At 65.0% G+C, this 17,067-nt stretch carries 16 protein-coding genes; 2 read left to right on the top strand and 14 right to left on the bottom strand.

Features of this window, described 5'->3' with window-relative positions; translation table 11 throughout:
- Positions 1 to 32: 32 nt before the first annotated feature.
- Genes fliH through fliF form a run of 3 tightly spaced genes read right to left on the bottom strand, consistent with a single transcriptional unit; the run spans position 33 to position 3,469 of the window.
- Positions 33 to 773 carry a flagellar assembly protein FliH gene (fliH, locus tag AC07PE_RS03370; protein WP_498761569.1) on the bottom strand — a complete coding sequence of 247 codons (741 nt, stop codon included), beginning with the start codon at positions 771 to 773 and terminating at the stop codon, positions 33 to 35.
- The gene (gene fliG / locus AC07PE_RS03365) at positions 773 to 1,777 is read right to left on the bottom strand and encodes a flagellar motor switch protein FliG (protein WP_498761568.1); all 1,005 of its coding nucleotides are present in this window, start codon (positions 1,775 to 1,777) and stop codon (positions 773 to 775) included. Before fliG ends, fliH begins: the two co-directional genes overlap by 1 nt.
- A 3-nt stretch (positions 1,778 to 1,780) precedes the next feature.
- On the bottom strand, positions 1,781 to 3,469 hold the full coding sequence (gene fliF, locus AC07PE_RS03360; protein ID WP_498761566.1) for a flagellar basal-body MS-ring/collar protein FliF: 1,689 nt from the start codon (positions 3,467 to 3,469) through the stop codon (positions 1,781 to 1,783).
- Positions 3,470 to 3,633: 164 nt separating this feature from the next.
- Here fliF and fliE point away from each other — a divergent pair, with 164 nt between their 5' ends.
- Positions 3,634 to 4,041: a flagellar hook-basal body complex protein FliE gene (gene fliE / locus AC07PE_RS03355; RefSeq protein ID WP_498761564.1), complete on the top strand. Its 408-nt coding sequence runs from the start codon at positions 3,634 to 3,636 to the stop codon at positions 4,039 to 4,041.
- Positions 4,042 to 4,134: 93 nt separating this feature from the next.
- Complete coding sequence (locus AC07PE_RS03350) at positions 4,135 to 4,992, top strand: hypothetical protein (RefSeq protein ID WP_498761562.1); 858 nt, start codon at positions 4,135 to 4,137, stop codon at positions 4,990 to 4,992.
- 167 nt (positions 4,993 to 5,159) lie between these two features.
- On the opposite strand, the gene AC07PE_RS03345 is transcribed toward AC07PE_RS03350, so the two are convergent.
- The 11 genes from AC07PE_RS03345 to AC07PE_RS03295 all read right to left on the bottom strand — a co-directional run bounded on the left by AC07PE_RS03345 (position 5,160) and on the right by AC07PE_RS03295 (position 17,056).
- A complete protein-coding gene (locus tag AC07PE_RS03345) occupies positions 5,160 to 5,918 on the bottom strand; it encodes a flagellar brake protein (RefSeq protein ID WP_498761560.1) in 759 nt (252 codons plus the stop codon).
- A complete protein-coding gene (locus tag AC07PE_RS03340) occupies positions 5,902 to 6,264 on the bottom strand; it encodes an EscU/YscU/HrcU family type III secretion system export apparatus switch protein (protein WP_498761558.1) in 363 nt (120 codons plus the stop codon). The genes AC07PE_RS03345 and AC07PE_RS03340 overlap by 17 nt, the downstream gene beginning before the upstream one ends.
- A complete protein-coding gene (fliK, locus tag AC07PE_RS03335) occupies positions 6,257 to 7,357 on the bottom strand; it encodes a flagellar hook-length control protein FliK (protein WP_498761556.1) in 1,101 nt (366 codons plus the stop codon). Before fliK ends, AC07PE_RS03340 begins: the two co-directional genes overlap by 8 nt.
- Positions 7,358 to 7,365: 8 nt before the next feature.
- The gene (locus tag AC07PE_RS03330) at positions 7,366 to 7,692 is read right to left on the bottom strand and encodes a flagellar protein FliT (RefSeq protein WP_498761554.1); all 327 of its coding nucleotides are present in this window, start codon (positions 7,690 to 7,692) and stop codon (positions 7,366 to 7,368) included.
- A 3-nt stretch (positions 7,693 to 7,695) separates the two neighbouring features.
- Positions 7,696 to 8,148, bottom strand: coding sequence for a flagellar export chaperone FliS (fliS, locus tag AC07PE_RS03325; protein ID WP_498761552.1), 453 nt, complete (start codon positions 8,146 to 8,148; stop codon positions 7,696 to 7,698).
- A 24-nt stretch (positions 8,149 to 8,172) separates the two neighbouring features.
- Positions 8,173 to 10,833, bottom strand: a complete 2,661-nt coding sequence (gene fliD, locus AC07PE_RS03320) for a flagellar filament capping protein FliD (RefSeq protein WP_498761550.1) — start codon at positions 10,831 to 10,833, stop codon at positions 8,173 to 8,175.
- Between the two features lie 191 nt (positions 10,834 to 11,024).
- Positions 11,025 to 11,375: a flagellar protein FlaG gene (locus AC07PE_RS03315; protein WP_498761548.1), complete on the bottom strand. Its 351-nt coding sequence runs from the start codon at positions 11,373 to 11,375 to the stop codon at positions 11,025 to 11,027.
- Between the two features lie 89 nt (positions 11,376 to 11,464).
- Positions 11,465 to 12,937: a flagellin N-terminal helical domain-containing protein gene (locus tag AC07PE_RS03310; RefSeq protein ID WP_498761546.1), complete on the bottom strand. Its 1,473-nt coding sequence runs from the start codon at positions 12,935 to 12,937 to the stop codon at positions 11,465 to 11,467.
- A 299-nt stretch (positions 12,938 to 13,236) separates the two neighbouring features.
- The gene (locus tag AC07PE_RS03305; protein ID WP_498761544.1) at positions 13,237 to 14,811 is read right to left on the bottom strand and encodes a GGDEF domain-containing protein; all 1,575 of its coding nucleotides are present in this window, start codon (positions 14,809 to 14,811) and stop codon (positions 13,237 to 13,239) included.
- Positions 14,812 to 14,924: 113 nt separating this feature from the next.
- Positions 14,925 to 15,572 (bottom strand): response regulator, encoded by a 648-nt coding sequence (locus AC07PE_RS03300; protein WP_498761542.1) that lies wholly within the window; start codon positions 15,570 to 15,572, stop codon positions 14,925 to 14,927.
- Entirely contained in the window at positions 15,569 to 17,056 is a 1,488-nt protein-coding gene (locus AC07PE_RS03295) for a sensor histidine kinase (protein WP_498761540.1), read from the bottom strand. The genes AC07PE_RS03300 and AC07PE_RS03295 overlap by 4 nt, the downstream gene beginning before the upstream one ends.
- Positions 17,057 to 17,067: the final 11 nt, after the last annotated feature.

The raw sequence follows: 17,067 nt of genomic DNA, 5'->3' as shown, positions 1-17,067 counted from the left end.
GTAGGACTTCCAGCGCGCGGTGTGGCGGTCGGTCACCCCAGCCACTCCACGTTGCGGCCCAGCGCATGCGCCAGGCGCTGCCAGCGCGAGGCGATCTGGGCGTCGATCTGGTTGCTGGCGGTGTCGATGCGGCAGCCGCCGCGCGCGACGTTGGTGTCTTCGACGATGCGCCAGCCGGTCTTTTCGAGTTCGTGGCCGATGCTGCCGCGGACGATCAGGGCGTCTTCCGGATTCAGGATCAGCAGGGCAGGCTGCTGCAGGGTCGGCAGGTAGTCGACCGCTTCGCGCACCACCGGCAGGATCAGCTCGGGACGCACTTCGAAGGCGGTGCGCACCATGTTCCTGGCCAGGTGCAGGGCTAGTTCGAGCACGTCGGCGGCGATGGCTTCGTCGGCCTCGGTGACGGCGTGGCCGAAGCTGGTGGCCATCTCCTGCAGGTGGGTCAGTTCGGAAGCCGCTTCGGCGCGGCCCAGGGCCAGGCCGTCTTCATAGCCGCTGGCGTGGCCGGTGGCCAGGCCGGCTTCATGGCCTTCGGCATAGCCCTGCTGGCGCGCCGCTTCGCGGATCGCTTCCAGCTCTTCCTCGCTGATGCTCGGTGCCGGCGGCGCTTCCATTGCGCGCTGCGCCATGAAGCGCGCCTGCGCCTCGGCCTGTGCTTGCGCGGCCGCCGCTTCGGCAGCCTGGCGCTCGGCCACGGCGCTGGCGCGCTCGTCGCCGAAGGAAGTCATTTCCCAGCGCTTGAACATGGGCTGGAAGTCTTTCGAATTCACCATCAGACGAACGAGTCCTCACCTTTGCCGCCCAGGACGATCTGGCCTTCGTCGGCCAGGCGGCGGACGATCTGCAGGATCTGCTTCTGCTGGGATTCCACTTCGGACAGGCGCACCGGACCTTTCGATTCGAGGTCTTCGCGCATCATCTCGGCCGCACGCTGCGACATATTCTTGAAGACCTTCTCGCGCAGGTCTTGCGAGGCGCCTTTCAGCGCGATGATCAGCATCTCGGACTGCACTTCGCGCAGCAGCAGCTGGATGCCGCGGTCGTCGATGTCGATGATGTTGTCGAACACGAACATCTCGTCCATGATCTTCTGCGCCATGTCGTTATCGTAGTTCTTGATGTTCTCCATGACCGAGCTTTCCTGCTCGCCGCTCATGAAGTTCAGGATCTCGGCCGCGGTGCGCACGCCGCCCAGCGAGGACTTCTTGATGTTCTCGTTACCCGACAGGAGCTTGGTCAGCACGTCGTTCAGCTCGCGCAGCGCGGCCGGCTGGACGCCGTCCAGGGTCGCGATACGCAGCACCACGTCGTTGCGCAGGCGGTCCGTGAAGTTTGCCAGGACCTCGCAGGCCTGGTCGCGCTCGAGGTGGACCAGGATGGTGGCGATGATCTGCGGGTGCTCGTTGCGGATCAGTTCCGCCACCGACGGCGAATCCATCCACTTCAGGCTTTCGATACCCGAGGCGTCCTTGCCGCCCAGGATACGGTTCAGCAGCACGGCGGCCTTGTCGTCGCCCAGCGCCTTGGTCAGCACCTGGCGGATGTACTCGTCCGAATCCAGGCCGACGGTCGACTGCAGGTCGACGCGCTCGCGGAAGTCTGTCAGCACGCTTGTGACTTCCTCGTGCTGCACCGACTTCATCTGCGCCATCGCCGCGCCGAGTTTCAGCACTTCGCGCGGGCCGAGGAAGCGCATCACTTCCGCCGCTTCCGATTCGCCCAGGGCCAGCATCAGGATGGCCGCCTTGTTGATATTGTCTTTGTCCTTGTCGCTCATGTCTTATTCGGCGCCCAGCCATTCCTTGATCACGTTTGCCACGATGCGCGGGTCGTTCTGCGCAAGGGTCTTGGCCATCTCCAGGTTGCTCTTGTAGACGATGACCTTCTTCTGTTCTTCCGCTTCGCGCTCGATGCGCGCGATTTCCTCGTAGTCGGGTTCCGGTTCCGGCTCCGGCTCTTCCGGTTCCGGCTCCGGCGGCATCTCGACCGCTTCGTCGAATTTCTTCATCACCGGCTTCAGCACCGGACGCAGGATACGGTACCAGAGGAACAGCAAGACCAGCGCAATGAACACCCACTTGGCCACATCCTTCGCCATCGGCAGGTTGTTCGGGTCCTTCCACCAGTCGGGGACCTCATCGGCCGGCTTGTCGACGCCGTCGAACGGGGCGTTGGCCACGTTCAGGGTGTCGCCGCGTGCCTGGTTGTAGCCCATGGCCTGCTTGACCAGCTCATTGATCTGCGTGACTTCGGCGGCGGTGAGCGGCTTGACCACGACCTTGCCGGTCTTCGGGTCGATCAAGCGGCGGTAGTTGACCACCACGCCCACGGTCAGGCGCTTGACGCCGCCCATCGGCTTCTGCTCGAAGCGCAGGGTCTTGTCGACTTCGTAATTGGTGGTGGCGTTCTTGCTGCTCGGGCCCGTGGTAGTCTGCTGCTGGCCGGCTGCCGGTGCGCCGCCTTCGATCGGCGCGGTGGCCACGCCCGGCGGCTGGTTCGACAGCGCGCCCGGGATGCCCGACGGGTTCTGCGAGCCGGGGCCGGTCTGCTCCGAGGTCTGCTGGCTGCGGATCGCCTGCGGTTCCGGCGGCGAATTCGGCTTGTACATCTCGGCGGCGGTATCGACCTGGGCGAAGTCCACTTCGGCGGTCGCTTCGGCGCGCACGTTGTTCTGGCCGACGATGGGGGCGATCATCGACTCGACCTGCTTGACGATGTTCGCCTGCAGGGCTTCGACGTACTTCAGCTGGTTCGGGTCGAGCTGCTTGCCGTTCTTGGCGCTGGTGTCGGACAGCAGGGTGCCGTTCTGGTCGACCACGGTCACGTTGGACGGGGTCAGTTCCGGCACCGAGGAGGCCACCAGGTGCACGATGGCGCTGACCTGGGCCTGGTCGAGTGCGCGGCCCGGCTGCAGGTTGAGCAGCACCGAGGCGGTGGGCTTCTGCTGCTCGCGCACGAACACGGACGGTTTCGGCATCGCCAGGTGCACGCGCGCCGAGGCGACTGTGGACACGGCCTGGATCGAGTTGGCAAGTTCGCCTTCCAGCGAGCGCTGGTAGTTGACCTGTTCGACGAATTGCGAGGTGCCCAGCTTCTGGTTCTCGAGCAGTTCGAAGCCGACGTTGCCGGCGCGCGGCAGGCCCTGCGAGGCCAGCTTCAGGCGCACGCTCGGAACCTGCTCGGCCGGGATCAGGATCGCGGTGCCGCCTTCGGAGAATTTGTACTTGATCCCCATCTGGTCGAGCGAAGCGGTGATCGCGCCGCCGTCGCGGTCGCTGAAGTTCGAGAACAGCACCTTGTAGTCAGGCGCCGAGCTCCACAGCCAGATCGCGGCGATGACGGCCATGGTCAGCGCGACGGCGCCGCCGATGACGACTTTCTTGCCCATCGGGGTTTCCCAATACTTCGGCCTGGGGTTGGCCTGGGCGCCGAGGTCATCGTCGAGGAGTGGTTCCGCTGCTGTTGCCATGGTGGTCGGGTCGGGGGTGTAGGGTAGTTGAACGCTATTATGAAGCCGTAGGGCAACATTCAAACCCTTGAAAAGGGGGATGTTTACGGTGCTGCTCGACGCCAGTCCTTGCTGGGGCGCTGATATTCTGACAGCCTGAATGAACCTGTTGGGAAGAGGCACACATGAATATCGGCGGAATCGACAGCAGCCGTATCGAAGCGATGATGGCGCAACTGAAGGCGGCGGCGCAAAAGCCGGCCACGCCCTCGGGCGGGTCTGCCGCGTCGGCGCTGGCGTCCGGCGGTATCGGCGGAATCGGCGGCCTTGGAAAGCCGGGCGGCGCGGAAGGCGTGGAGTCCTCTTCCAAGGTCAGCTTCTCGGACGCCCTGAAAGCCCAGCTGGACAACGTCAGCAATGCCCAGAACCAGGCCGAAGACATGGGCAAGAAATTCGCGTCCGGCGACGACTCGGTCAGCCTGTCGGACACCATGATTGCGATGCAGAAGGCCAGCATCACCTTCCAGGCTACCGTCCAGGTGCGCAACAAGCTGGTGTCGGCTTACCACGACATCATGAACATGCAGGTATAAAATGCTGTAAATACATTGCTTCTCCTGTATCGTTACGCCTTTTGCAACGCGGCGGACATGGAGAAGGCAAGGATGACGGTGTGTGGATGGACGATGGCGAGCCGGGTACTGTGCCTTGTGCTCCTGTTCGCGATGAATGCCGATGCCGCGCCCTTGCGCGTGACCCATCCGAAGGCCCAGTCCGCTTCCGACCAGTACTTCATCCGCCTGCTCCAGCTCGGCCTGGACAAGTCGGAAAGCCCTTACGCGATGCGCGAGTGGGCGGTGCCGTTGAAGAAGGGCCGCGCGCTGGCGGAGGTCGTTCGCGGTGAGCATCTCGATGTCGCGTGGGCAGTGACGACCCGCAAGCGCGAACGCGAGCTGCTGGCAATCCGCATCCCGCTCGACAAAGGCCTGTCCGGCTGGCGCATTCCCCTCGTACATCCCCAGGATCACGACCGCTTCCGCAAGGTCCGCACGCTGGCCGACCTGAGCGCGCTGTCGGCGGGGCAGGGCTTCGACTGGGCCGACACCACCATCTTCCGCGCCAACGGCCTGCCGGTGGTGACCGGCGACGACCTGTCCAGCCTGGTCAGGATGCTGGGCGTCAGGCGATTCGACTACATCGCCCGCTCGCCCGCCGAATTGCTGGCCGAGCGCGAGCGCTTTGCCACGCTGGCGGTCGACCCGCACATCATCCTGACCTACCCGTCGGCCGTGTACTTTTTCGTACGCCGCGACAACGCCGGGCTGGCGCGGGCGCTGGAAAAGGGTTTATTGAAAGCAGTGGAAGACGGTTCCTTCGACCGGCTCTTCCACGCGGCCGCAGACCGCTCCCTGGCGCTGGCGCACATCGAAGCACGCACGGCCATCACGCTGGCCAATCCGGAAATGCCCGGCGACATGATCGCGCGGCATCCGCGGCTGTTCCTGCACATCGAGGATTTCCAAAAGGCGCCGGCACACCCATAAATTCGGGGTCAGAGCACTTTTTCGGACAATATCGTTCAGGCAAAAAAAAGCCGCCCTCGTTGCCTCCGCAGTGGAGAAAGCGAGGGCGGCTTCGTTATTTCTTGCCGCAGCAGAGTTGATCAGAAAAGTGCTCTGACCCCGAATTTACTGACCCCGAATTTAGACGATCAAACCAGGCCGGCCAGGCGGGCGTTGCGTTCGCGCTCGAGCTTGGTGATGTAGCGCTGCACCGCGGCCAGGTTGCCGCGCGAGATGTCGACGAACTGGCAGCCGAGGCGGCGGTTGGTTTTGTTGTTCAGCAGGGTCAGGTCCAGCGAGTTGCGGATCTGCAGCGAGGTCATGACCGGGCCGATCTCGGGCAGGTCGAGGCGGCAGCCGGCCAGGGTGTCGCCGATGGTCGTGCCCAGCACCTGCTTGTTGTCCAGGATCGCGATGCCGCCGCAGCTGATGTCGGCCAGCGGGAAGGTCTCCAGCGTGCCGCCCAGTTCGGCCGGCATCGGGATGGTCACGCGCACCGGATTGCTGACCGGGGTCGCCATCCGGTAGAACTCGCGCCGTTGCAGGCGGATCAGGCTGGCCGGGATGTCCGCCCGGATCGCGGTGCCGCCGTCGTAGTTGATTTCCCGCAGCGCGCTGGCGCCGAACAGGATGCGGATCTTGTCGAGCGAGGTTTCGCAACGGACTTCGCCGGCGGCGACGATGCGTTCGATCTGGTCGCGGCTGACGGGGCGGTCGAGAATGAGGGTATTACTGTCCGGATCGACGTTCAGGATCGAGGTGACACAGACGTCGGCCTCGCCCCTGATCAGTACGCGGACGAGCTGGTTCTTTTCGGAGATCTGGCGCAGCAGCGCGACAATTTCCCTGCGAGACTCGACTTCATAGTCGTGCCAGGCTTCAAGTTCGGCATCAGTGATTGCTTGCATCTGTTCCAACCGGTGATTCTTCTGGTTGCAGGAGTCGCGTCGTGTCCGGTGGCGGGGGTTTGGCCTGGCCGGATGCTTGCGCTGACTCAATATAATAAAGCCATGCCAACAGTTCGGCAATGGCGCGATACAGGGCGGGCGGAATCTGCCGGTCGAGGTCGACCTCCATCAGCAGCGACACCAGTTCCTTCGATTCGTGCACGAACACGCCGGCATTGCGCGCGCGCTCGATGATCTGCTCGGCGACCAGGCCCTGGCCCTTGGCCACGACCTTCGGCGCGGGCTCGCCGGCGCCATAGGCCAGCGCCACCGCGTGCTGGCGCCGCGTCGTGGCGTCGCTAGCCATGGCCGTGGATCGCCAGGGTGTTCAGGGGCGTGCCGGCGGCGTCCAGCGCCTCGGCCAGGCGCGTGCGCCCGGCTTCCAGCAGGGCGCCGGTCGAGGAGGGCGCGTCCAGGCGGATGTGCAGCTGGCCGCCGGACAGCACCACCTTCGCCGCCACCTCGCCCAGCTGGCCGAAGCGCAAGGTCAGGCTGCTCTGCCAGCTGGCGTGTTCGCCTTCGCCATGGCCGGCATTGCCATCCGAAGCATCGTCACGCGAAATCTCCCAGCGCATCTCCTGCCCCGGCCACAGCTGCCCTTGCCAGGCCACGCGCGCCTGTTCATGCGCGTTCAGCTGCAGGTTGATCAGCTGGGCGGTATTCGGGTCCGAGGGCGGCGCCATGCCGCGCGCCTGCGGTTCGGCCGCCAGCTCGGCCTGCGTCCGCGTTCCCTGCGCCCATTCGGCCACATGGGATTCGTAGAACAGGCCGCTCTTTTCCATGCCCTGCTGCAGGGCTGCGGCGATCTGGCCGGCGTCCGCGCCGGGGCCGCCCAGCAGCGGCGTGCGGCCGAGCGCCGCGGTCTGCTGCGTGCCGCTGCTCTGGGCCGCGGCGATCACGTCGCCCAGCGCCTTGCCGGCCTTGCTGAGCGAAGCGCCGGCGGCGGCGCCATCCGCGCCCAGCGAAGCGGCCGGCATCTGGGTCCTGGCGAGCAGGGCGCTGGCGCGGCTCAGCGCGGCGGCTTCCTTGCCCTCCAGCCAGGCCAGCGGCGAGGCAAGCGGGTTCGCGCCTTCCGCCAGCGGCGGCCCGGCTTCGGCGAAGGCCTGTCCGCCTTGAGCAGTGCTCAGCTGGAAGGTGGGGCGCGGGTTGATGGCGACCAGGGTCAGCGGCACCTGGGCGCCGACCTGCACCGTGGACGGCAGCGGCATGCGGGCTGCCATGTCGGCCACTCGCACCACGAAGCTGCCGTCCGAGAGTTTGCCCAGGACCTCGGCCTGCAGCGACTGGCCGAGCTGGGTCGCCATGGCGCGCTGGAAGGCCTGCTGGCGCGGATCGGCAACCGACTGGACCGGCCCGGTGCGCGCGACCGGAGTCAGGGACAGCTGGTCGCGCGGGATCATGGAAGGATTTAGACGCCGTAGGCACGCGCGAGGCGGCGCTCGGTCGCGTTATTGTTCATCAGGGCCGACAGTTTGGCCATCCACGGCTGGGTCAGGTCGCGGATCTGGCGGTCGCTGGCCAGCATCTTGCGGATCGCGTTCACCTTGCGCACGCGTTCCGGCGCGGCGAGCGGCTGGCCGTCGCCGTTGGCCTTCAGCTGGCGCACGCAGGCATTGCACTGCTGCTCGAGCTGGACCACGCGGTCCCAGTCGTTGTCGGTGGCGGCGGCCAGCATCTGGTCGGTGATGCCGGCCATCGCTTCATAGACCGATACGATGTCTTGTCCGGTCATCATGGCTCAGGCACCCGCGAAGGCAGGGGCCGGCTGGGCTGCCGGGGCGGCGGCGGCAGGCTGGGCGACCTTGTCGCCGATCGCGACCCAGGCTTCGCGCAGGTCCGTCAGCAGGCGGTGCACTTCCTCGATGGCCGGCACGTCGTTCTTCAGGTTGGCGTGCAGCAGGCGGCGGCTCATGTAGTCGTACAGGGCGTCCAGGTTGGCCGCGATCTCGCCGCCGGCATCCTTGTCCAGCGAAGCGCGCAGGCCGTTGTCGATGATCGTGATCGCCTTCGAGATCGACGTGCCCTTCGCCGCGATATTGTTCGCGGCGATATTCGTCTTGGCGCTCAGCAGCGCAACCAGGGCGCCGTCGTACAGCATGACGATCAGCTTGTGCGGCGAGGCCGAGGCGATGCCGGTCTCCAGGCCCACGTTGGCATAGGCGTTGACGCCGCGTTTCATGGTTCCAAACATCTTGGTTCTCCGATAAATCCAGGGTTAGTTGTTGGCGGCGATGGCCGCCAGCTGCTGAGTAAGGTAGCTCTGGGTCGTCTGCATCGAGGAGAGCATTGAGTCCAGGGCGGTAAATTGGGCGCGGTAGCGCGCTTCGATCGCGGTCAGGCGCGTGTTGAATGTATCCGTCTGTTTCTGGATCGACTTCACGGTCGCGTTCAGGCCAGCGGTCTTGCCGGTGACCATGCCGTCGGTGCCGATGAAGCCGCCCGCCAGCGTATTCAGCTGGAAGGCATAGCCCTGCGAGAAGCTGATGGTGCCGCGGTCGCCGGTGGCGCCGCCGTTGACCTTCAGCTGCAGGCCTTCGACCGCCGAGCCGGCCATCGCGGTCAGGGTCTGGCCATTGCCGGTGGCGGCCAGGCCGCCGATGGTGCCGGCCACGTTCAGGCCCTTGGCCGGGGTGGCGGCGCCGAACAGGTCCTCCACCTTGGTGCCGGTAACGCTGGCGATCGCGATGTTCGAGGTGTCGCCGTATTTGCTGGACGAGATCGACAGCTTGCCGTCGGCGTCGACCGAGGTCTCGACCGTGTCGCCGGAACCGGCAAAGTCGCTGTCGCCGTTGATGGCCGAGCGCAGCATGGCGGCCAGTTCTTTCTGGTTATAAGTCCCGGCCGGAATCGCGATGTTCTGCACCTTGCTGGTCGTGACCGGGTCGGTCTGGTTCAGCGTGACGGTCCAGGTGGTGTTGGCGGCAATCGTGGTGCTCGCCGCCAGCGCGTTTTCCGACTTCAGCGCGCCCTGGCTCGCCATTTGCGTGATGTTGACCGCGTAATTGCCGGCCTTGGTCTTGGTCGAGTTGCTGGACACCGAGATCAGGCTGTCGGTGGCCTTGCCGACCGCCGCGAAGACGCCGGCGATGTCGTCGTATTTCTCGGTCATCGCCTTGCTCAGCTTACCGGAGTCGAGCGCCAGGCTGCCGTCTTTCTGGAAGGCGATGCCGACCTGGCTCAGGGTGGTCAGGCCGCCGCCCAGGCCCTGCACGGCCTTGCCGAGCGCGGCACGCAGCTGGCTCTGGATGCCGCGCGCGGTGGCGTCGCCCTGCAGCGGACCGGCGGTCTTGGTGTCGGCGTTGTAAGCGGTCAGGCTCGAGATCGTCGAGTTCAGCGTGTTGTAGGCCTTGACGAAGCTGTCGATCGCGGTGCGTACCGAAGCAGTGTCGCGGGTCACGTTCAGGGTGCTGGTGCCGGTGTCCTTGACGCTGATGGTCAGGCCTTCGACGGCGCCGGTGACGTCCATGCTGTTGCTGCTGACCTCGATGCCGTTGACGTTGAGCTTGGTGCTCTGGGCGGCGCTGGTCTGGGTCAGGCCCTGGGCGCCGGCCGGGTCGTAGCCCAGCAGGCTGGCGATGGCCGGGTCGGGGGCGATGCCGTCGGCGCCGGCCACGCCGATCTTCATCGCAGAGCTGGCGCCGGTCTTGTTCGAGGTGATCACCAGGTGGTACGGCGCATCGCTGCCGTCCGAGATGATGCTGGCGGTGACGCCGACGTTCGCCTTGTTGATGGCGTCGCGGATGCCGGCCAGGCTCTGGTCGCCGGCTTCCAGGGTGACGCTGCCGCTGGCCTGGGCGCCGTCCTGGGTGAAGGTCGAGCCGACATAGCTGCCCTGGGTACCGGCGGCCAGGCCTGCCAGCGCCGGGTTGCTGCCGCCGACCAGGATCGAGGTGCCGGAGGACGAGCTGAGGCTGATGCCGGCGGTCGCGGTAAGGGTGGAGCCGTCGTTGGCGGCAGCGTCGAGCGTCTTGATGCCGCCCTTCACGCCGGTACCGGTGACGGTTTCGGTCACCGCGATGTCGGCGCCGTCGGCGGCCGAGAAGCGCAGGGTGCCGTCCGAGGCCTTGCCGGTGAAGGTAATGCCGGCCGCGGTCAGTGCCTGGGTCGTCGGGTTGGTGCCGGTCAGGGCAGTGTCGATGTCGCCCGCGGCCAGCGGACCGCCGGTACCGGTATTGTCCAGGGCGGCCAGCTCGATGCCGCCGACGGTCAGCGAATAGCTGCTGCCGGCAGCCGCCGAAACGCTACCGAAGCCGCTGAACAGGTCGGCGGCGGTGCTGGTGGCGGCCGCGGTGGCGGTAACGCCGGTCTTTTCGGTCTGGGCATTGATGGCCGCCGCCAGCTGCTTGGCGCTGCGGGTATTGCCGTCGGTGGCGATGGCGGTGCCGTTCAGGGTCAGCGAACCGGCCGCGATGCCGCCGGTCGGCACCGAGGCGCCCAGTGCGCTGCCGGTCACGCCGAAGCTGCCGCCGCCGACGTTGCCGAACTGGAAAGTCAGCACGGTCTTGGCGCCGGCGCCGATCATGGCGCTGGTGCTGGCGCGGCCGGTGGTGGTCAGGCTTTGCGCCGAGGCCAGCTGGGTGACGTTGATCTTGTAGTTGCCGGGCACGGCCGTGCCCGAAGCCGAACCGCTCAGCACGTCGGTGTCGCCGGCGGTGACGCCGAGGGCGCGGAAGGTCGAAACGTTGCTGAGCGAGGACAGGGAGCCCTGGAAGCTGCCGATCGCGGCGCTAAGCTTGCCATAGGCGGTGATTTCGGACTGTACCGCGGCCGACTTCTTGGCGTAATTGGCCAGCGGCGCCGACTCGGCCGACATCAGCTTGCTGACGAGCCCGTCGACGTCAAGACCTGATCCGATACCTGATGAACTGAGTCCCACGTGGCCTCCTCGAGAAAGGGATAATGTAAGTCATTAACGGCCGCGCCAATTCGTACTTGAGAGTGGGAAATACTGCTTTATTCCGATTCAGAACGGTTGAGCAGCGTTTCGAGGCGAGAAACGATATGAAAAAGAAAAGACCGCTGCGGCTTGCGGCGGCAGCGGTCTTGTCAGGGAAGCACTGGACGCTTTTACGCGGTCTGCCGGATCAGCAGGCCGCGCATCTTGTCCAGCGATTTTGCGATCTCGAGCGCCTCTTCCGTCGGAATCTGGCGCACGACTTCCTTGGTGCTCTGGTCAATCACCTTGACCACGATGTCCTTGCTGTCTTCGTCGATCGAGAACTGCAGGCTCTGTGCCGAGGCCGGCATGGAGTCGTTGATCTTCTTGACGGCGGCGTCCAGGTCTTCGCGCGAGGCCTTTGCCGCGGCTGCCGGGGCTTTATTGGCCACAGCGGACACGGCGCTTCCTTGCTCGGCCTGCGTTACCTGGCGCTCTTCGAGCTTCGTGGTGACGGGTGAACCAACTGGCGGAATATTCATAGTGAATTAAGTTCCCTAGCGAAAATTCCCCGACTGAATTTCTTCAGCCGAGGAATCGGTTACACCACTACGGTGAGCTGTTTCAGCGATTAGCCACGCAGCAGCGACAGGACACCGTTCGGCAGCGAGTTCGCCTGGGCCAGCATCGAGGTACCAGCTTGCTGCAGGATCTGGCCGCGGGTCATGTTCGCGGTTTCCGAAGCGAAGTCGGTGTCGGTGATGCGGGACTTCGATGCCGACAGGTTCTCGGTGGTCGATTGCAGGTTCGAGATTGCCGAATCGAAGCGCGACTGCAGTGCGCCGTACTGAGCGCGCTGGCCGTTCACTTTCGACAGAGCCGCGTCGGCGATCTTGATCGCTTTCTGGGCGCCGTCAAAGGTGGTGATGTCCAGCTTGGCAACGGAATCCAGGCTCGAAGCCTTGGTGGTACCGGCGCCGCCGCTCAGGTTGAAGCCGGTCGCGGTGGCTTCTTTCAGCGAGAAGCTGCTGTCCGAATCGAAGGTCACGCGGCCTTGTGCGGTGGCGGCAGTGTTCGTCGCGTTGAGCTGGAACGCTGCGGCGGTCTGCTTGGTGCCGTCGGCCTTGTAGTTCTTCATGTCGACATCGCCGCCGCTCTTGTAGCCGAGGTTGATGTCCGAACCGTTCGAGTTGGTCAGCTTGATGCCGCCTTCTTTCGAGTCGTACTGGGCGGTCACGCCGGTCTTGGCCGACTGGGCGTTGATGGCGTTGACTGCCGAAGCGTAGTCGGTGGCGCCGTTGCCGCTGCTGCCGATCGAGAACGACACGGTGACTGCGTCGGAAGCTGCGTTATCCGAATTCAGGCTGAACGAGTACGAACCGCTGGACATCGACAGGTTGACGTCGGACTGGGCAGTCGCGGTCACGCCGGTCTTGGCGGTGTTGTTGTTGATATCGGCAACGATCGACTTGGCCGACGACGAGGTCGTGGTGCTGATGTCGACCGAACCCAGCGAACCGGAAACGGTCACCGAGCCTGCGGCTGCTGCCGAGCTGGCGGCGACGTCCGCGCCATCCACGGCTACGGTGTTGTTGCCGTAGGTGTTGGTCTGGAAGTTCGAGCCGGTCATCGAGATCAGCTGGTTGGCGTTGGCGCCGACCTGGAAGTTCGCGGTGCCCATCGTGCCGTCCAGCAGTTTCTGGCCGTTGAATTCGGTGGTGTTGGCGATACGGCCCAGTTCCGAACCCAGTTGGGTGACTTCAGTTTGCAGAGCCTGGCGGTCGCTTGCCGAGTTCGACGAGTTCGACGACTGCACTGCCAGTTCGCGGATACGCTGCAGGATGTTGCCCGAGCTCGACAGAGCGCCTTCGGCGGTCTGCGCCATCGACACGCCGTCGTTAGCGTTGCGGGTCGCCTGATTCATGCCGCGGATTTGCGAGCTCATACGATCCGAGATCGCGAGGCCGGCAGCGTCGTCCTTGGCGCTGTTGATGCGCAGGCCCGACGACAGGCGCTGGATCGAGGTGTTCAGGGAAGCGGACGAGGAAGCCAGGTTACGCTGCGAGTTCAGGGATGCAACGTTGGTATTGATTACGGATGCCATGGTGTTTCTCCAGACTTGGTCTTGCAATTGTGTGGCGACGTGCCACTCGATCACTTTGGTGTGCCACGCTGTTCCGTGACATTCACACCGCTGTTGAAGCAGGTAACGTACTGCTGCCAGAAAACTTTATGGGTGGAAGCTAAAAAATTTTCGTGAGGCAACGATATTTTTTCAGGGTAGGGGTGTCTTGGCGGCGTCGGAACCGGGAACTTGAGGGCTAAAAAAAATAATTTATTTTCTGAACCCGATACAAAAAACGCCGGCATGCCGGCGTTTTCGTATCATATTAATAACTCTACTCACTCGGCGACCACCACCCGGTTCTTGCCGCTGGTCTTGGCCTGATACATCGCCCGGTCCGCACGCAGCATCAGCGCCTGCTGGTCTTCGTTCTGGTGGCGCAGCGCGACGCCGCAGGAGAAGGTGATCAGCATTTTCTCGTTATCGTGCAGGAAGAAGTGCCTGGTCAGCTCGCGCTGCACCCGCACCATGGCCGCGGCCGCCGCCTCCACACTGGTTTCCGGCAGCAGGATCAGGAATTCCTCGCCGCCGAAGCGCGCGATCACGTCCATCGAACGCAGCGTGTCCTTGACCACCTTCACCAGATGGCGCAGGGCCTTGTCGCCGGCCAGGTGGCCATAGGTGTCGTTGAGCTTCTTGAAATTGTCGAGGTCGAGCAGGGCCACGCACAGCGGCGTGCCGCGGCGGTCGGCGCGCGCGCTTTCGCGCTCGAACACGTCGTCCAGGCCGCGCCGGTTCAGGCTGCCGGTCAGCTGGTCTTCGCGCACCAGCTCGCTCATATGCTGCAGCTTCGCTTCCAGGTCCTTGATGCGCGCTTCGGCTTCCTGCACTTCCTGGTGCGCGGCCACCATGCGGTCGCGTGAGGCCAGCGCCTCGGCCTGCACCGCGCGGGTCTCGCGCAGCACTTCTTCGAGCACCAGGTTCAGTTCCTCGATGTTGGCGGCGCCACGGATGCGCTCCGAGAAGCCGCCGATCTTTTCCTGGTAGTCGCCGGTGGAGGCGGCCACCGAGCCGAGGCGGTCGATGAAGGTCATCATCATGTTCTTCATGGTCAGCTTGACATCGGCGATGCCGTGCTTCAGCTGGCCCTGCTTGTAGATGACGTCCTTCAGGCTGCGCGTGGCGTCTTCCAGCGCGCGCTGGTCGAGCGGGCCGGCAATCAGATCCTGCACGGCGGCGATCTGGCCGCGCATCCAGCTGTCGTCGTCGAGCAGCTCGCTGACGTTCTCCAGCAGCAGCTTGAACAGGCGCAGCAGCAGCTCCTGCTGCTCGGCCGTGTCGCCGCTCTTCAGCTCGATCTGGTAGCAGAGTTCCTTCAGACGCGCCCCGATCTCGTGCAGCGCCGCCTCGTCGTGCGCGCTCTTGACGGCGGCGCCCAGCGATTCGGCCTCGCCCGCCAGCGGCGAACCGGCCGGCAGCAGGGTAGCCACTGCGAAGGTGAGGGTACGGCTGAGCAGATCGCGCATCTGCCGGGTGTCGTCGTTTTCGACGCCCAGCGCCATCACCGGGTGGGTATGGCGGCGCAGGTGCTTTTCGGTAAGCTGCGACAGCATCTTCGAATAGCCGTCCCAGTCGCGCTGCTTGACGGCGCGGTTCAGGCGCGAGCCGATCTCGGCCAATTCTCCCGGCGTGTCGGCCAGGCGGTAGGCGAAGCCGGACAGCACGTGTTCCGCGCCCGGGTCGGCTTCAGGCGCCGCCTCGGCCACCGCGGCGAGCGTGACCACGCCGGCGATCTCGTCATAGATCTCGCGGTAAGCGTCGGGCGTGGGCGCGATGCGGCGCGTGGCGAGCCGGCGAAAGGCTTCGCGGGCGATCTCCGCGGGATTCTGGGACGAGCTGGACATGTTGGACATTGCTACTTCGATTAGTTATGTCTGCCATGTTAGCTAAATTCGGTGAATTTGATCAGCGGAAAAAGCGGCATAACACTGCTCAGTTATGCGGACTGTATTGATGCAGCAACAATTCAATCTATCAATTGATTACGGATCGCATAATGCGTGAGTTCCGCGCTCGTTTTCAGGTTCATTTTTGCTAACAGACGCGAGCGGTATTCGCTGATGGTCTTGACCGACAGCGATAGCTCCTTGGCAATCTCGCTGACCGTCTTGCCCGAGGCGATCATCATCAGCGTCTGGTATTCGCGGTCGGACAGGTTTTCGTGGGCCGGCTTGTCGTGGTCGTCGCCGATCTGGGCCGCCAGCACCTGGGCCAGCTGGGCGCTCACGTAACGCTGGCCGCTGGCCACCTGGCGGATCGCGTTCACCAGCTCGCGCGGCGCGCTCTGCTTGGTCAGGTAGCCGGAGGCGCCGGCCTTCAGCGAACGGATCGCGTACTGGTCTTCCCTGTGCATGGACAGCATCAGCACGGCCAGCTCCGGCTTGTCATCCTTGATCTGCTTGAGCACCTCGATGCCGTTGCGGTCGGGCAGGGAGATGTCGAGCAGCAGCACGTTGCAGCGGGACTTGCGGAACAGCTTGATGGCGTCCAGGCCCGTTTCCGCCTCGCCGACGACACTGATGTCGCGCTCTTCGGCGAGGATCTGTTTCAGGCCTGCACGCACGATGGCGTGGTCGTCGGCAATAAAAACGCGGATGCTGGCTTTTTCGGTCATGCTCGGGTGGTTTCGGGTTGCCGGGACGCTAAGGATGGAGCGGCCAGCCTGATCTTTACGGCCACCATCGTGCCACCTCCAGGGGCCGGCGACAAGCTCAGCGTGCCGCCGAGAGCCTTGGCGCGCTCCTTCATGCCGCGCAGCCCGAAGGATTGCGGCTTGAGGCGGTCGGCCGGGGTGATGCCGCGGCCATTATCGCAGATGGTGAGCGTCAGGTGCTGGCGCTGGCGACGCAGCGTGACCGTGACCCGGGTCGCGCCGGCGTGCTTGGCGATATTCGTCAACGATTCCTGGAAAATGCGGAACAGGGCGCTGGCATGGTCCGGGTCGAGTTCGCCCTCGATGTCCTCGATCTCGTCGCCGTCGGCGCGGAACACGCAGGCGATGCCCATCTGCTTCTCGAACTCGCGCGCCTGCCATTCCAGCGCGGCGACGATGCCCAGGTCCAGGGTCGAGGGGCGCAGGTCCAGCGAAATCCGGTGCACCGCCTCGATGGTGCGGTCGACCAGGCTGTCCAGGTAATCGGCCTTTTCCTGCAGCGCCGGCTCCTGCGGCAGGCGCGCCGCCAGCATGGCCAGCGCCATCTTGATGGCCGTGAGGTTGCCGCCGAGGTCATCGTGGATCTCGCGCGCGATACGGGTGCGCTCCTGCTCCTTGACCTGGGCGCTGTGCTCGGTCAGCTCGGCCAGGCGGGCGCGCGAACGCTTCGTTTCTTCCTGCTCCAGCTTGCTGGCCGTGATGTTGGTCATGATGCCGTCCCACTGCATGCCGCCGCCGTCGAGCGGGATCGGGGTCGCGCGCAGGTTGATCCACTTGACGTCGTTCCAGGTGTCCTCGATGCGGATCCGGCCTTCCCAGTTCCACATGCAGGCGCAGTCTATCGAGGCCTGCATCGTCTCCTGGTAGCTCTTGCGGTCTTCCGCCAGGATCAGCTGCTGGAAACGTGCCGGATCCTGCTGCAGCTCGCTCACCGACAGCCCCAGCAGGGCGCTGCAGCCTTCGCTCAGGTAGGGGAAGGCCGTGCAGCCGTCCGGGTGCCGCACGAACTGGTAGACCAGGCCCGGCGTATGGTCGACCACGGCGTTGAAGCGCGACTGGTATTCCTGCAGCGCGGCGCTGGCGGCGTGGGCGAGCGACTGGTCGTCGCCGATCGCCAGGAACAGCGAGCGGCCGTCGCGCACGATGCGCAAGAAGCACAGCTTGATCGGATAGCGGCTGCCGTCGGCGCGCACGAAGCGGGTCGATACGCTCACCTGGGCGCCGACCTCCTGGCCCAACGAGGCCAGCAGGGCCTTCAGCTCGGCGGCGTCGAGTCCCGGGGCGAGGTCGAGCGGCGTCATGCCGTTCAGCCGGGCCAGCTCGTAGCCGAGGTTCTGGCGCGCCGCCTGGTTGACGTCGACCAGCAGCAGGGTGTCGGCGTCGAGCAGGTAGATCTCGGTGGCGGCGGCCTGCATGACAGGGGCTAGTTTGGTCTCATTGTTCATGTCATTGATCC

It is taken from the genome of Telluria sp. GW821-FHT07G12 (genome assembly GCF_059418525.1).
This window is presented reverse-complemented; position numbering and strand designations above follow the sequence as displayed.

Coding starts and splice junctions, on each gene's coding strand:
- AC07PE_RS03315 (WP_498761548.1), bottom strand. CDS start 11,375: ATGAATATTCCGCCAGTTGGTTCACCCGTCACCACGAAGCTCGAAGAG.
- fliH (WP_498761569.1), bottom strand. CDS start 773: ATGGTGAATTCGAAAGACTTCCAGCCCATGTTCAAGCGCTGGGAAATG.
- fliK (WP_498761556.1), bottom strand. CDS start 7,357: ATGATCCCGCGCGACCAGCTGTCCCTGACTCCGGTCGCGCGCACCGGG.
- fliG (WP_498761568.1), bottom strand. CDS start 1,777: ATGAGCGACAAGGACAAAGACAATATCAACAAGGCGGCCATCCTGATG.
- AC07PE_RS03350 (WP_498761562.1), top strand. CDS start 4,135: ATGGCGAGCCGGGTACTGTGCCTTGTGCTCCTGTTCGCGATGAATGCC.
- AC07PE_RS03305 (WP_498761544.1), bottom strand. CDS start 14,811: ATGTCCAACATGTCCAGCTCGTCCCAGAATCCCGCGGAGATCGCCCGC.
- AC07PE_RS03310 (WP_498761546.1), bottom strand. CDS start 12,937: ATGGCATCCGTAATCAATACCAACGTTGCATCCCTGAACTCGCAGCGT.
- AC07PE_RS03300 (WP_498761542.1), bottom strand. CDS start 15,572: ATGACCGAAAAAGCCAGCATCCGCGTTTTTATTGCCGACGACCACGCC.
- AC07PE_RS03330 (WP_498761554.1), bottom strand. CDS start 7,692: ATGATGACCGGACAAGACATCGTATCGGTCTATGAAGCGATGGCCGGC.
- AC07PE_RS03340 (WP_498761558.1), bottom strand. CDS start 6,264: ATGGCTAGCGACGCCACGACGCGGCGCCAGCACGCGGTGGCGCTGGCC.
- fliE (WP_498761564.1), top strand. CDS start 3,634: ATGAATATCGGCGGAATCGACAGCAGCCGTATCGAAGCGATGATGGCG.
- AC07PE_RS03345 (WP_498761560.1), bottom strand. CDS start 5,918: ATGCAAGCAATCACTGATGCCGAACTTGAAGCCTGGCACGACTATGAA.
- fliF (WP_498761566.1), bottom strand. CDS start 3,469: ATGGCAACAGCAGCGGAACCACTCCTCGACGATGACCTCGGCGCCCAG.
- AC07PE_RS03295 (WP_498761540.1), bottom strand. CDS start 17,056: ATGAACAATGAGACCAAACTAGCCCCTGTCATGCAGGCCGCCGCCACC.
- fliS (WP_498761552.1), bottom strand. CDS start 8,148: ATGTTTGGAACCATGAAACGCGGCGTCAACGCCTATGCCAACGTGGGC.